Below are 15,756 nucleotides of genomic sequence, written 5' to 3'. Positions count from 1 at the left end.
GGTGTTTGCCCAAGTATACGTGATGAATATACTTGGGCAATTTTTATGTCCGTTTACTTCAGATAAAAGATAAACCATGAAAGGCTTAACTTTTTTGAAAAATAATCGTATCTTGTAAAAAAATAAAAGAAAGAGATATGAGTACATTAAAAGAAGCTTTAGCACATAGAAGAAGTTATTACGCTATTACAAATAAATCATTAATTACTGATAGCGAGATAGAAGATATTGTAAAGTTTGCCGTGAAGAATATCCCTTCCGCATTTAACTCCCAAACAACACGAGTTGTTTTATTATTAGGAGAACAGCACCTGAAATTATGGAATATCGTGAAAGATACATTGCGTAAAATCGTTTCAGAAGAAGCATTTAAGGCAACCGAGAAGAAAGTAGATACATCATTTGCCGCGGGGTATGGTTCCGTGCTCTTTTTTGAAGACCGTACCGTGGTCGAGGGATTACAAAAAGCATTCCCGACCTATCATGAAAAATTCCCTATATGGTCGCAACATACTTCTGCCATGCATCAGTTAGCTATTTGGACAATGTTGGAGGATGCCGGCTTCGGTGCTTCGTTGCAACATTACAATCCTTTAATTGATGAAGCCGTTATCGCGGAATGGGGACTACCCGAGAATTGGGAATTAGTTGCACAGATGCCTTTCGGTATTCCGTTGCAAGAACCCGGGAAAAAAGAGTTTAATCCGTTGGAAGAAAGGGTTCGTATCTTTAAATAACAAATTTCAGAATCTATACAAAGTACCCCGGTTTGGTATACAAACCGGGGTACTTTGTATATTCTTCCGGAAAGACTTCTGTCTTGTATCTATTTTTGGAGCATAATTAATTAAAACCGATTATGGAAAAGACAGAAGTTATTACACGAGTTTCAAAATTAGTCATACTCTTTTTATTCGCGGTAACACCGGTAATGCTCAACGGGCAAGACAATCGAAAAGTCTTGACGCGGTCGATACGGGGAACCGTGGTGGACGCGGCTTCGGGTTATCCGATTGCTTACGCTTCGGTTGCTCTGCAGGGAAGACCGGGAACGGGAGCGATCACGGATAGTTCGGGACATTTTATTATAAAAAATGTACCTGTCGGGCGTCACGATATACAGGCATCGTTCGTGGGATATGAATCCGCTATTTTTAAAGAAATACTTGTCACTTCCTCTAAAGAAGTGTTTCTGAACATTCCGTTGAAAGAGGCTATACGGGAACTGGACGAAGTCACGGTGCGTCCGAGTTTGAATAAAGAGCAACCGTTAAATAAAATGGCAACGACGGGAGCGAGGATGCTGAGCGTGGAAGAGGCAAGCCGATACGCGGGGGGAATGGACGATCCCGCGCGTCTGGTCAGTTCTTTTGCCGGGGTATCACCTGCCATGTCAACGAACGGGATTTCCATTCACGGGAATGCTCCTCACTTGTTGCAATGGAGATTGGAGGACGTGGAGATACCGAACCCGAATCATTTTGCCGATTTATCAATTCTCGGGGGAGGTATTCTTTCGGGGTTAAGCAGTCACGTGTTGGGAAATTCGGATTTCTTTTCCGGGGCTTTTCCCGCCGAATTTAGTAATGCCGTGTCCGGTGTTTTCGACATGAAATTGAGAAACGGGAATAACCGTCGAGTGGAGAACACGATACAAATCGGATTGCTCGGTATGGACTTTGCCTCGGAAGGCCCGTTGACGAAGAAACATAATTCCTCTTATATATTCAATTACCGCTATTCCACGACGGGGATACTCGAGAAAGCGGGTATTGTTGACTTCGGGGGTATACTGGATTATCAGGACTTGAATTTCAAATTTAACATTCCCACGCGGAAAGCGGGAACATTTTCCGTCTGGGGAACCGGACTGATCGATAAATCCGAAAGTGAATTCGAGAAGAACCCCGAAGAATGGGAATATCTCGGCGAACAGATGGAGAGCGAAACAAGTCAGTACATGGTGGCGGGAGGCATCTCTCACAGCTATTTCTTCAACGATAACACGCGATTGAAAACCATTGTTGCCGCTACTTATTTCAGGCATAAAGGATTTGTTGACTTCTATGATTTCGATTTGAACAAGTACCCGAATCTGGATTTGGTACGTAATAACACGAACTTGATTTTCTCCGCCATATTGAACCGGAAATTCAGTGCAAAATTTACCAACAAAACGGGTTTTACTTTCACGAAGATGTACTACGACATGGAAATGAACCTGTCCCCGTACACGATGCAACCATTGGAATTGATATCCAAGGGTGAAGGCAACACGAATCTGATCTCCGGGTACACGAGTTCATACATCGGACTGAGCGACCGGGTAACCCTAAGCGTGGGACTTAACGCGCAGGTACTCACGCTGAATAATCATTGGACGGTAGAGCCTCGTGCCGGAATAAAATGGCAGGCTACCCCGAAAGCCTCGTTTGCCTTGGCTTACGGGCTTCATAGCCGGATGGAAAAAATGGATGTTTATTTCGTGCGTACCCGAAGCACGGGTACGGAACCCGTGAACAAGGATTTGGATTTTTCGAAGGCGCATCACGTGATGCTTTCGTATGGTTGCAGGTTATCCGATAACTTGAATTTAAAGATTGAACCTTACTTCCAACATCTATTTGATATTCCCGTGATTGCCGATAGTTCCTATTCCGTGCTGAACCGTGTGGACTTCTACGTGGAGGAAGCCTTGAAGAACAAGGGAAAGGGACGTAACTTCGGGGTAGACGTAACCTTGGAAAGATACTTGAATGACGGTGTTTACTACATGATATCCGGTTCGCTTTTCAGTTCCAAATACAAGGGAGGGGACGGCAAATGGCGGAACACGAAATATAATCGGCAATTTATTATCAATTGTCTGGGCGGCAAAGAGTGGATGTTAGGACAAGACAAGCAGAATATACTGGGAATCAATCTGAAAATGACCATGCAGGGAGGGGATCGTTATAGTCCGGTTGACAGGGTGGCAACGCTTGACGATCCCGATAAAGTGGTACAACATGATGAAACGAAAGCATTCACGAAACAATTCTCGCCGATGTTTATCGTCAATTACACGATCAGTTACAAGATAAACAAGAAAAAAGTTTCTCATGAATTTGCCTTGAAAGGCTTGAATGCAACGGGTTGTAAAGAATATTACGGTCACGAGTATAACTTTAATACGGGAGAGATCAAGCCGTTGAGAAGTGCAACCGCTTTGCCGAACATTAGTTATAAGTTAGAATTTTAAAAATTTATAGAGATAAGGTATTACATTTGTACGCGTGGAAATAAACAAATATCGAATCATGAATTTGAACACGAAAGGGCAGAAGCTGCTGCATCATATATTGATAAACCCGAAGGCTAAGGTTTGGTGGCACGCTCTCCTGATCGTGGCTATCGCTTCGGTTTCTTTCAACCAGACGTATATAGTTTTTCAACACGGGATTCCCGTGTTGCGCGATAAACTATACCTGATAGCCTTGTTTGCAGCCTTATCGTATCTGGTCGTTGTCTATTACAATATTTACGTGCTGATTCCCAAGTATCTGATAAAAAAGAAATACACGTTGTACGGTATAGGAGTTGCTATCTCGGTGATATTGCTTCTGTGCGGGCAGAACTTGATCGAGGATATTACCCGTTCATACTTGGGAGAAGCGGGAATGAACTATCTCAGTCCGGTATCCTTGATAAACAATATATCTTCTTTTACCACCATCTCTCTCTGTTTGGTGGGTGGGTCTATCACCGTGCTGCTGAAATATTGGATGCTGGAAAACCAACACGTGAGCCGGTTGGAGAAGATGCATATTCAATCGGAAGTGGAGCAATTGAAAGAACAGGTGAACCCGCAATTATTGTTCAACATTCTGGATAAAACCGGACGTTTGGCAAACACGGAGCCGGAGGAATCTTCCCGTATGCTATTCAAATTGAGTCAACTCCTGAGATACCAGTTGTATGATTGTAGCCGCGGCACGGTATTGCTGGATGCTGAAATTCGTTTTCTAGGCAATTACCTGTCACTGGAGCAAATATATTCACGGCAATTCGAATACCGGATTTCATCGGAAGGAGAGGTCAGGCGGGTGTTTATCCCACCTTTATTATTTATCCCTTTCGTGCAGTGGTGCGTGATGCAAATATACAAAGGGAACCAACAGGGAGTGCTTCACTTGGATTTTAAAGCGGATAAGAAACAGGTTGAATTTGTTTGCGAACACGATCGCGAAACAATTCCCGGGGAAGGCGATCTTTCAAGAATAAAACAACGCTTGGCTTTCTTGTACAAAACCGATTATTCGTTAGCCCTCGCTGAAAATTCCATTCATTTAACGTTAAAACAGCCGGAATCATGATAAAAGACATAGACCGAAGTATACCTGATTTCCTGTCATCCCCCAAGTTCCGGGTACACAGGCATCTGTTATTGCAGTTGACACTTATCTGCATATCGTCGAGTGTTTTTGCCGACCTGTCGGGAGAGGTACTTGCCACGCGGGAACGGCTCTACTGTTTTATCGGGTTCTATCTCGTGCTTAATTTGGACGTGTATTGCAATCTTTATCTCCTTGCACCCCGTTTCCTTATGAGAGATCGTATTTCCAGCTATATATTATCCGTTGTCGGTATGATACTGTTTGCTATCCTGATTATATCCGTTTTGCAATCCAGTTTTTATAATCTCTATCAAACAGATCCCGTGTATAACCGGTATATCGTGTTGAATCTTGTTTCTTCAATGATATCAATCGGGCTTATTACATTCGGTTCGTCAACCTTGCTACTTATAAAATACTGGATAGAATATAATCAGAGAGTGGATGAATTGGCTTCTTCCACTTTGCAGTCGGAACTGAAATTTCTGAAGAAACAAATCAACCCTCATTTCTTGTTCAATATGCTGAATAATGCCAACGTGCTGCTCCGCAAGAACCCGAAAGAGGCTTCCCGCGTACTGTTTCGTTTGAAAGACTTGCTGCGTTACCAGATAAATGACAGTACCAAAGAGAAAGTATCATTGAACTCGGAGATTCAATTCTTGAGTGATTTCCTGAATTTGGAGAAAGTGCGGCGGGATAATTTCGAATACCTGATTATGAAAGAGGGAAAAATGGAGCAGTTTTGGCTACCGCCATTGTTGTTTATCCCTTTCGTGGAAAATGCCGTGAAGCATAATCCGGACACGGAAAACAAGTCGTTCGTCTACCTTTCTTTTGAAGTGACGGACGAGCGTTTGATATTCCGCTGCCAAAATTCAAAGCCTGCAATAGCACCGGAACGCGCTGAAGTGGGAGGGTTGGGATTGAAAAATATAAAACGTCGGTTGGAATTGTTATTCCCGGGTAACCATTCTTTGGAAATTCAAGAAGACGAAAAAACATACACTGTAAATTTACACCTGATATTATGAATTGTATTATTGTAGATGATGAACCGTTGGCAAGAGAAGCCATAGAATTATTGACAGGGGAGAACACGCGATTGAAATTGACGGGGACATTTAATAATGCATTGTCCGCTTCCCGGTTTATGGAGGACAAACCCGTTGATCTGGTATTTCTGGATATCCAAATGCCGGGCATCACGGGGATTGAATTTGCCCGGGCGATTCCCCGGAGGACTCTGGTCATTTTCACGACCGCGTACACGGAGTATGCCTTGGACAGCTACGAGGTGGATGCTATTGATTATCTGGTGAAACCCGTGGAGGCAGAACGTTTCCAAAAAGCCGTGGAAAAAGCGATGATATACCATGCACTCTTGTTGCAGGAAGAAAAAGAGAATATCGAACCGGTAGATAATGAATTTTTCTTCGTGAAGTCCGATCGCCGTTATTTCAAAGTGAATTTCAAAGATATACTTTTTATCGAGGGACTGAAAGATTACGTGATTATCCAACTGGCAGACCAGCGTATTATTACCCGGATGAACTTGAAAACGACATATGAACTCCTGCCTAAAAAAGACTTCCTACGGGTAAATAAATCATATATCGTGAACACGAATCATATTGACTCTTTCGACAATAACGACATCTTTATCGGGAATTACGAAATAGCGATAGGCAACACGTACCGGGATTCATTTTTCGATACGTTTATGAAGAGGGGATAAATTCAAGGTAAAAAACGTTTTCACGCGTTTGTCCTAGAGTAATCCCGGTAATATCGTGATGCAAACGGGTAATACTTGAGTTGTAATGTGGTTGCACGTTTGTTGTAGATACAGTGTAGAAACGCTTCGGGGTATATCTGCAACGGATGAACAATGGTAGAACATCGAATGAAGGAGCCTACTTGGGGAGAAAGGTAACCTTTACGCATGAGATTTTCAGACTATCGTACATATACGATATTTATTGATTTTATTTGGAGTTTTCACGTATTGTTCGTAGATTTACGAATAACAAACAATCTAAAGAATGGAAGATAAGAAATACTCTGACGAACAAATACAGGTAGCCCGTTTTGCCAAGGCAATGGGGCATCCGGCAAGAATGGCGATTCTTGATTTCCTTGCAGGACAGGAGAATTGCTATTTTGGAGATATTCACGAGGAATTACCTATCGCGAAAGCGACTGTTTCTCAGCACTTGAAAGAACTGAAAGAAGCGGGTTTAATACAAGGAGAAATTGAAACTCCCAAGGTGAAGTATTGTATCAACCGGGAGAATTGGGCTTTAGCAAGTAGATTATTCGCGAATTTCTTTTGCGAGTGTAATCGGGTGCGGCTTTAGTGGCCGTTGTCGGCGTACTTGTCGAAGTGCTGGTTATGCTTGCTTTGGTACGAATGGCAAACTGAACTAAAAAGTGGTTCCCTGCGCTAGGGAGTAACACGATCAAGATATGAACAAGAGAGGAGTATCATTAGTTTACCCGCACGCAAGCGGCGGGCTATGGCTTGTCCCGACTATCTTTAGAGTAGAAACACTGTTGAAACATACCATGAAGGCAAATCAGCGAAGATGCTTCGTTCATGCTTCGTTCATGCTACGTCTATGGTGTAGAGAAAGTATAGAGTAAAGGCAGAGCAATGTATGCCAAGTTCACATTAAATGAATCAATAATGAAATCACGTATTCAAAGTTATATATATATTATCAGCGTTCTCGTGTTATTGGGAAGTTTATTTCTTCTAAGGGGAAATATTAGTCGTTTTCTATCGGGGATACAAACGAAAAATAGTACGGATATAAAACATGAAGCGATAGCCAATACAATCATCAAACGATACAATTACAACCGGAATGACAGTGATTATCAAGTCACTTTTTTAGAATTCGGGGCAACTACCTGTCATTCTTGCAAACTAATGGAGAAAGTCATGGAGGAAGTGCGAGAACGCTATTCGAGCAAAGTAAATACCGTGTTTATCAACGTGACTCTTCCCGCAAATAAAGATATCGTGAAACATTTTGGAATCGTGACTATTCCGGCTCAAATATTACTTGACAAAAATGGGAAAGAATATTATCGTCATGAAGGCTATATCTCGGCAGATGATTTGAGTAAACAATTTTTCATTCGGGAATAACGGACAATATCCTCGTCCCTTATTTCTTACCGAATACTTTGGGATTCTTTGGGTATTTCCCTGATAAGAGCATATAAAGATAGCTAGTTCATAACGAACTAGCTATCTTTATATGTATATTTACTTGAATCAAATCTTAGAGTTCACTATATTCAGAAAATCGGTTTTCATTTTGATTAACGGATACCAATCAAAAGAGAATTAGTAAAAAAGTCCGCAACAAAATAATTGGAATATTTACTAACAACATCTTTTGGAATTAATACAGACGAAACGTATTTTCGCAAGTGGAACAAGAAATAGTGTATCACCCAAGTACACACTTAAATAAGATTGTACAATGAATTCAAAGAACAAAATGAATACTGATTACAAGGTTGGCGATTTAATTTATGATGCAAATATTTATGATGGATTAAATACCTTTTTATTCGATTTGCAATTTTACAAAAAGTGGCTGCCGAAAAATAAGGATGCTAAAATACTTGAACTTTGTTGTGGTACAGGCAGGCTTACGCTTCCATTAGCAAAGGATGGATACAATATTTGTGGCGTGGATTACACTTCATCAATGCTTGAACAAGCAAAGGTGAAAGCTTCGGAAGCAGGATTAGAGATTAATTTCATTGAGGCCGATATTAGAACATTAAGCTTGCAGGAAAAATTCGACCTCATTTTTATTCCATTTAATTCAATCCATCATTTGTATAAGAATGAAGATTTGTTTAAGGCGTTTAATGTCGTTAAGAATCACCTTAAAGACGGAGGTCTATTTCTGTTAGATTGCTTTAACCCCAATATTCAGTATATAGTTGAAAGTGAAAAAGAACAGAAGAAAATTGCTGCATATACAACTGACGATGGGAGAGATGTATTGATAAAGCAGACAATGCGATACGAAACAGCAACCCAAATTAATCGCATAGAATGGCATTATTATATCAATGGCGAGTTTAATTCTGTTCAAAATTTGGATATGAGAATGTTTTTCCCTCAAGAATTGGATGCATATCTGGAATGGGCTGGATTTTATGTTATTCATAAGTTTGGCAGTTTTGAAGAAGAAATATTTAACGATAATTCAGAAAAACAGATATACGTTTTAGCAATGAAAACAAAAATATAGTAGCATGGTAGCTATAGACCCTAAAAGCATTGCCCTACAATTCAACGAATGCATTACAAATGCAGACCTGAATGGCTTGTCGAATTTAATGACAGAAGATCATATATTTATTGATACTGCAAATAATCGAATTAAAGGAAAGGATAATAATATAGTTCAGGCATGGCAGCCATTCTTCAATCGCTATCCTGGATACCAGAATATATTTGAAAATATTGTAGTAAGAGGTTCTACTGTTATTATGCAAGGTTATTCGATTTGTTCTGATGAGATACTTAATAATATTCATGCGATTTGGATTGCAGAAATTATAAAAAATAAGGTTGGGGCATGGCATATATATTCTGACACAAAGGCAAATAGAGAACTATTTGACCTATAATCCTTTATTTATCTGAACACAAAGGTATATTCCAAGAATAAAACGTCAAGGCTGAAATGAATTTTACCAGAAATTTTCTATTCTCATATCTTTCCGGTAAAAGCCTTGCCTTATGGTTACTAACTCGTTATCTCTGAATCTCAAAAACTCCGCTAAAAGTTTATTCTTCAATCGGTTAAATCAATCCGATGAAAATCTAAAATAAAAACAGCTATCTCCACGTGAGATAGCTGTTTTGTATGTAATAAATTCGATTGAAATCAAATCTTGGAGTTCACGATATTCAGAATATCAGTTTCCATTTGTTTTGCCAGTTCGACCACTCTTTCACCTCTGGAAATGATGTCGTTAGCATATTCTTTATCATCCAATCCGGCAGCGTTGATCTTCACGTTGAGGAAAGCGCCGATTACCCCGGAGCGGGCAGCCAAAGCTCCAACTCCGGCATCTGTTACTGAATTAGGGTTACCGATTTCAGCCATAGCTTTCACGACTTCCATGCACTCGAAGCAAAGCATCATCGTCTTGAAAGGAACTTCAGTAGCGAATTTGGTTGCGTCTTGGATAGCTTGATGGCGAGCGGCTTTTTCTTCCTCCGATTTCTTGGGTAACCCGAAGGCATCCATGATACGGTTGAAAGCGTTGGTATCCTCGTCAACCATTTTGATTAACTCAACTTGATAAGCCTTTCCTCTTTCTGCCCAATTGCTGAATTCTTCCCAACGTTCATCCCAACCGCGTTTGTGAGAGGAGAGGTTAGCCACCATGGTAGCCAATGAAGAAGCCAGAGCACCCATGTAAGCGGAAATAGAACCACCACCGGGAGCGGGAGATTCGGAAGCCGTTTCGTCAGCAAATTCACGAAGGTTCATATCAATCAGGAATTTCTTTCCTTGATTCATCTCGTCTTCCAGAATATATTCGATAATTTTCTTTCTCGGTTCGAAAGGATAAAGTTCATCCAAACCCAAAGACTTCACGGCAATCTTGATTAACTCCTTGTCGGAAACTCCGGTAGAGCGTTGTTGTTTGCGCAGGAAATAACGTCCGGCATCCAACATGGCTTTCAACGGAATTACACCTACCAACTCGGAACCCGTTACACGAATACCGCGATCCTGTGCTTTCCGGCATACTTCGTCAAATGCCTCGTGCACGGAAGTCACGGAAATATCGGTCAGGTTCATGGAAATTTGGGCGATACCGTATTCCTCGATAAACCAGCCGATGGCTTTCACGGATTTTAATGTTCCGGGAATCATCACGTTTTTACCTTTCTCGTCTTTCACGATTTTCCCGGTGATAGGGTTGCCTTCTCTCTTGGCACGTCCGCGTTCGCGCACGTCAAAAGCGATAGCGTTGGCACGACGGGTAGAAGTCGTGTTCAGGTTCACGTTGTAAGCAACTAGGAAATTACGTGCTCCCACGGCTGTTGCCCCAGTTTTTGCCGTCCATTCGTTCAATTCGCGGGGACCAAAATCAGGATGCCATTGCTCGCTGCTCAAACGTTCGCCCAAAGCCTCGTATTCCCCAGCACGGCAAGTAGCCAGATTTCTTCTTTCCGGGGTAAAAGCGGCATTCTCGTAGCAATATACCGGAATATTCAATTCTTCCCCGATACGTTTTGCCAAAGCGCGAGCGTATTCCACGGTTTCTTCCATGGTAATATTGGACACGGGCACTAAAGGACACACGTCAGTAGCCCCGAAACGAGGATGCGCTCCTTTATGTTTTTTCATATCAATCAGTTCAGAGGCTTTCTTTACCGCGCGGAAAGCGGCTTCGCAAACTTCTTCCGGCGTACCTACCATGGTCACTACCGTGCGATTGGTTGCCTTACCGGGGTCCACGTCAATCAGACTAACACCTTCAACAGCCTTGATCTCTGCCGTAATCTGGTCAATAATGTGCATATCGTTCCCTTCACTGAAATTCGGAACGCATTCTATTAACTTTTTCATATCCTTGTTTAAATTGAAAATTACTATTTATAAAATATTCAGAATCACCTAATCACAAAATCGGAAATCATATAATCGACTACGGGTAACGTATCCTGTACGCTTTCCGAATCCATACTTTCTTGTAATGTGAATACGGCATAACGCGTCAGATTTGTTCCCCGTTCAAGAACACGGCTTCCACCAAGTCGCTTCCGTAAGCGTAGGGGAGATACTCGATTCCCGTGATCGGGGCAGTGATATAGAAATTGGCTTTTTTACCCACGGCGATACTGCCGAGTTCGTCTTCAACTCCCATGGCATAAGCCGAATTTATGGTTGTAGCGTTTATCACCTCTTCGGGAAGCATCTTGTAGTTGACACACCCGAGTGACATCACGAATTTCATGTTTCCGGAAGGAGAGGAGCCCGGGTTAAAATCAGAAGCCAAGGCTACCGGCAACCCCGCGTTTATCATCGCCCGAACGGGAGAGTAGGGCATATTCAAAAAGAACGCGGCACCCGGTAACACGGTCGGCATGGTTTCACTTCCTTTCAGCGCGGCTATTTCCTCTTCACCCACGTATTCGAGGTGATCGACTGAAAGGGCGTTATATTTTACCCCGACTTGGATACCACCCGAGTAGTCCAGTTCGTTGGCGTGTATCTTCGCCCGCATTCCGTACTTCATTCCGGCATTCAACATTCTGTCCGTGTCTTCCACGGTAAAGAATCCTTTGTCACAGAACACATCGATATAATCGGCCAAATCTTCTGCCGCCACTGCCGGAATCATTTCGTTAATAATCAAATCCACGTATTCGGTCTGTCGTCCTTTGTATTCCAACGGCACGGCATGAGCCCCCAAGAACGTGGATTTTATAGTTAAAGGAGTTTCTTCTTTCAGGCGTTTTATCACTCTCAACATCTTGAGTTCACTCTCGGTATCCAACCCGTAACCACTCTTGATTTCCACGGCTCCGGTTCCCAGTGAAGCGATTTCTTGCAAACGGGCGTAAGCGGAATCAAATAATTCCTGCTCGGAAGCCTTGCGGATACGCTCGGCAGAATTTAATATACCACCGCCTCTTTTAGCGATTTCCTCGTAAGAGAGTCCTTTGATTTTGTCTATATATTCGATCTCGCGACTTCCCGCGTACACGAGATGCGTGTGTGAATCGCAATAAGCGGGCAACACAAGACGACCGGTCGCATCAACTTCCTGTACCGTGTCGGTATTCTCGTAAATAGCGTCTTGATTCAATTCGCTCATTTTCCCGAAAGCCTCGATACGATCATCATCGATTAGAAGGTAGGCATCATCAATCATGCCTAATTTCGCCATATCGGCACCCGCAACCCATTTACGCGGTTCTTCCTCAACCTGAACGAGTTGCTTTATGTTGATAATTAATGTTTTCATCCTTTTCGTGTTTATATCATTTGGGAACGAAAGTATTAAAAACCTTGAATATCCGCAAGGTTTTTACCTGAATACTTGCAATCTGTTCGCATCTAATCTTAAGAAGATGAAAATAAGTATGGTAAATGCCCATAAGGAGGAGCCCCCGTAACTGAAAAACGGGAGCGGAATCCCGATCACGGGTACAAGACCTATCGTCATTCCGATATTCACCGCAACATGGAAGAATAGGATAGAAGCTACCCCATACCCGTATACGCGCGAAAAAGCGGAACGCTGTCGTTCTGCCAGTTTTATCATTCGCAAAATGAACGCCATTAATAATAAAATCACGACGGAACTACCAAGGAATCCCCATTCCTCACCCACGGTACAGAAAATAAAGTCAGTACTTTGCTCCGGTACGAAATTGAATTTCGTCTGTGTTCCCTGCAAAAAACCTTTCCCGAAAAACCCGCCGGAGCCGATGGCTATTTTAGACTGAATCACGTTATAGCCCGAACCTTTGGGATCAACCTTTATACCCAGAAGTTCGTTTATACGATCTTGCTGGTGAGGTTGAAGATGGTCAAAAGCATAATCAACGGAAAGCGCGGCTCCCACGCATAGCCAAGATACAAGAAGCAACGCGATCATGTATTTCATCTTCCGCTGGTAAATCGGGAACAAGGCCGCGATTGTCGTTACAATGTACACGCTCAATAACATATAATAGAACGGGATAGACAGGTGGAACACCCAATCAACCAGAACGAATAACCCGAAACCACCCGCGATAAAAGCTACAATCTGTAATAATTCCCGCATATTATGCCTGTAATAATAGAAGGCTATCAACGTCCCGATAATGATAATTATCAAAACCGCGAAAGGAGAATAAAGCAAGGAGATGATAAATATAACGGGTACGATAAAGCAGAGCAACAGTATTGAGCCATGCAACCCTTCCCGGAACAGCACGAGAATAAAACTACTGTACACGAGTGCCGAACCCGTATCGTTCTGCAAAATAATCAATCCTGCCGGAATGGCAAGTATGACACCGATCGTGAGCAGGCTGGAAAAACGCATCATCTTGAAATTGTGACGACTCATAACATAAGCGATAGCCAGATTGGTGGCGAACTTGGCAAACTCTGCCGGTTGTATTCGTATATCCTTGATTTCAAACCATGAACGGGCTCCTTTTGCTTCCGTACCGAACAAAAGCACGGCGACCAACAGGAACACCATAAACCCGTATATCACGAGCGAGAAACTCGTGAAAAATTTACTGTCTGTCAATAGCACGAGGAAAGCCAACACGAAAGAAGCCCCGATCCATAGCAATTGCTTGCCGTACCTTTGGGTTATATCGAAAATACTACTATGTTCTTCGTCATAAACAGCCGCGTATATATTCAGCCAACCGATGAAGACGAGCAAGATATACAGCAAAATAGACACCCAGTCAATATTCGCCAATAATTTATTAGACCTGCTATTCATCACTTTTCTCGTTGCTTTTAATGGTTAGGTTTTTGATAAGATTTCCCTCGAACATCTCTTTTTCCAGTGGTTTCTTCTTGTCCGATATCTTGCCTTTCAAGTATTTTTCTATCAATAAGCCGGCAATCGGGGCGGCATAGCGCGAACCCCACACGCCATTTTCGACATACACGATTAACGCTATTTTGGGGTTCTCTACCGGGGCAAAAGCGATAAACACGGAATGGTCGTCACCTTCCGGGTTTTGTACCGTTCCCGTTTTCCCGGCTATCGTGACGGAATCCACTTGCGCCCGTCGTCCTGTGCCTTTAGTGATAACCATTTTCATCCCCTCGATAATGGGCTCGAAATGCTTTCGGTCTATCGGGATTTCGTGTTTTTCGATATGTCTGGCAACGTCATCCGTGGGACGCACGACATGGGGAGTCATGTAATATCCTCGGTTCGCCAGTATAGTTGCAAGGTTTGCCATTTGTATCGGAGTAATTAATAACTCACCTTGACCGATAGAAAGGGAGATAATGTACGACGGGAACCATTTTTGGGTTTTTAGCACTTTGTCATAGTAACCCTGCGTGGGAATGGAACCGGATACTTCATTGGTGAAGTCGGGACATAGCTTACTCCCGAACCCGAAGGAAGTCACGTATTTTCGCCATTCATTGTAAGCGTTACGCACGTTCCCGTACTCCGGTAATTCCAGTATCTGTTTGAAAACGGTCACGTAATAAGGATTGCACGAGTTCTCTATCGATTGCACCAGATCGACGGGAGAGCTGTGGTTATGGCATTTCATAAACCGCCCGCCGACAATAGGAGCTCCGCCGTGGCATGAAACCCGCGTATTCGTCGTGATCGCCTTTGTTTGCAACCCGATAAGAGCTTGCACAGTTTTAAAAATAGAGCCGGGGGGATACTGCGCCATGGTCGTTCTGTCAAAGAGAGGTCTTAGCGGGTCTTGAATTAACTTCGAGTAATTGTTCCCCCGGTCTAGCCCGACCATTAATTGCGGATCATACCCCGGACTGGACATTTTTACCAGTATCTCGCCCGTGTTGGGTTCTATTGCCACGATACCGCCCTTTTTGTTTTGCATTAATTGATAAGCGTATTCTTGCAGGTCGATATCTAACGTGGTATGTAAATCTTCTCCCACGACAGCCTCGTGGTCGTATTCCCCGTCCGCGAAGGAACCTTTCACCCGGTTAAAACGGTCGACTAATAAAATCTTTTTCCCCTTGGTTCCTCTCAAATGTTTTTCATATGTATATTCCAACCCGTTCGCGCCGACATAGTCACCGCGGGAATAAGAAGTATCTTTACCGATTTGTTCTTTTGTAACCTCGCTGATGTACCCGAACACGTCAGCCGAGTGATTCACGTTATATTTGCGTAACGTTCTGGTCTGAATATAGAAACCCGGGTAACGGTATAGCTTTTCTTGAAGTACGGCATATTTAGGCCCCGTGATCTGAGAGATCAGGGGAGATGCTTTCCATGTTGAATAATCCTTACATTCTTGAATCTTTCGTTCTAAATATTCTCTGGATATACCTAAAATCGAAATCAGTTCCAATGTATCAAACTGTTTTACCTGCCGGGGAATAATCATCAAATCATAGGCGGCTTGGTTATCCACCAAAAGTTTACCGTTACGGTCATAAATCAACCCGCGCGCGGGATATTGAGTTTCCGTACGCTGCGAATTGTTGTCCGCCATGACTTTATAGGTGTCATCTATCACTTGATAAGAAAACAAGCGAAACATATATATGGCGCATACCGCTATGATAATACCTGATATGATCCCTTTCCTGTATCCGAATTTATTCATATCAAAAGTCTGTTACTAAGTCAATTGAAA

13 protein-coding genes are annotated in these 15,756 nt (G+C 42.6%); 9 read left to right on the top strand and 4 right to left on the bottom strand.

Annotation, left to right across the window (positions count from 1 at the left end; all coding sequences use genetic code 11):
• The first annotated feature begins 137 nt into the window (after positions 1-137).
• From ACK8P8_RS20760 to ACK8P8_RS20720, 9 genes are all read left to right on the top strand, one after another.
• A complete protein-coding gene (locus tag ACK8P8_RS20760) occupies positions 138-737 on the top strand; it encodes a nitroreductase family protein (protein WP_099292437.1) in 600 nt (199 codons plus the stop codon).
• Positions 738-859: 122 nt separating this feature from the next.
• Positions 860-3,241 (top strand): TonB-dependent receptor, encoded by a 2,382-nt coding sequence (locus ACK8P8_RS20755; RefSeq protein ID WP_410026250.1) that lies wholly within the window; start codon positions 860-862, stop codon positions 3,239-3,241.
• A 58-nt stretch (positions 3,242-3,299) separates the two neighbouring features.
• Entirely contained in the window at positions 3,300-4,355 is a 1,056-nt protein-coding gene (locus ACK8P8_RS20750; RefSeq protein WP_410026249.1) for a sensor histidine kinase, read from the top strand.
• Entirely contained in the window at positions 4,352-5,410 is a 1,059-nt protein-coding gene (locus ACK8P8_RS20745; protein ID WP_410026248.1) for a sensor histidine kinase, read from the top strand. The genes ACK8P8_RS20750 and ACK8P8_RS20745 overlap by 4 nt, the downstream gene beginning before the upstream one ends.
• Entirely contained in the window at positions 5,407-6,114 is a 708-nt protein-coding gene (locus ACK8P8_RS20740) for a LytR/AlgR family response regulator transcription factor (RefSeq protein WP_410026247.1), read from the top strand. The genes ACK8P8_RS20745 and ACK8P8_RS20740 overlap by 4 nt, the downstream gene beginning before the upstream one ends.
• 307 nt (positions 6,115-6,421) lie before the next feature.
• Positions 6,422-6,736, top strand: a complete 315-nt coding sequence (locus ACK8P8_RS20735; RefSeq protein WP_262905167.1) for an ArsR/SmtB family transcription factor — start codon at positions 6,422-6,424, stop codon at positions 6,734-6,736.
• 329 nt (positions 6,737-7,065) lie between these two features.
• Positions 7,066-7,533, top strand: coding sequence for a thioredoxin family protein (locus ACK8P8_RS20730; protein WP_410026246.1), 468 nt, complete (start codon positions 7,066-7,068; stop codon positions 7,531-7,533).
• A 358-nt stretch (positions 7,534-7,891) separates the two neighbouring features.
• Positions 7,892-8,659, top strand: a complete 768-nt coding sequence (locus tag ACK8P8_RS20725; RefSeq protein WP_099294545.1) for a class I SAM-dependent methyltransferase — start codon at positions 7,892-7,894, stop codon at positions 8,657-8,659.
• 4 nt (positions 8,660-8,663) lie between these two features.
• The gene (locus tag ACK8P8_RS20720) at positions 8,664-9,041 is read left to right on the top strand and encodes a nuclear transport factor 2 family protein (protein WP_099292444.1); all 378 of its coding nucleotides are present in this window, start codon (positions 8,664-8,666) and stop codon (positions 9,039-9,041) included.
• A 260-nt stretch (positions 9,042-9,301) separates the two neighbouring features.
• On the opposite strand, the gene ftcD is transcribed toward ACK8P8_RS20720, so the two are convergent.
• The 4 genes from ftcD to mrdA all read right to left on the bottom strand — a co-directional run bounded on the left by ftcD (position 9,302) and on the right by mrdA (position 15,726).
• Positions 9,302-11,002: a glutamate formimidoyltransferase gene (gene ftcD / locus ACK8P8_RS20715; RefSeq protein ID WP_099292445.1), complete on the bottom strand. Its 1,701-nt coding sequence runs from the start codon at positions 11,000-11,002 to the stop codon at positions 9,302-9,304.
• Positions 11,003-11,150: 148 nt separating this feature from the next.
• On the bottom strand, positions 11,151-12,404 hold the full coding sequence (gene hutI / locus ACK8P8_RS20710) for an imidazolonepropionase (protein ID WP_303181001.1): 1,254 nt from the start codon (positions 12,402-12,404) through the stop codon (positions 11,151-11,153).
• A 63-nt stretch (positions 12,405-12,467) separates the two neighbouring features.
• The gene (gene rodA / locus ACK8P8_RS20705) at positions 12,468-13,892 is read right to left on the bottom strand and encodes a rod shape-determining protein RodA (protein ID WP_099292447.1); all 1,425 of its coding nucleotides are present in this window, start codon (positions 13,890-13,892) and stop codon (positions 12,468-12,470) included.
• A complete protein-coding gene (gene mrdA, locus ACK8P8_RS20700) occupies positions 13,885-15,726 on the bottom strand; it encodes a penicillin-binding protein 2 (RefSeq protein WP_410026245.1) in 1,842 nt (613 codons plus the stop codon). Before mrdA ends, rodA begins: the two co-directional genes overlap by 8 nt.
• Positions 15,727-15,756: the final 30 nt, after the last annotated feature.

This window comes from Butyricimonas muris, from assembly GCF_046365375.1.
GTDB classification, from domain to species: Bacteria; Bacteroidota; Bacteroidia; order Bacteroidales; family Marinifilaceae; genus Butyricimonas; species Butyricimonas muris.
The sequence above is the reverse complement of the archived record's forward strand: the minus strand, read 5'-3'. Positions and strand labels throughout refer to the sequence as shown.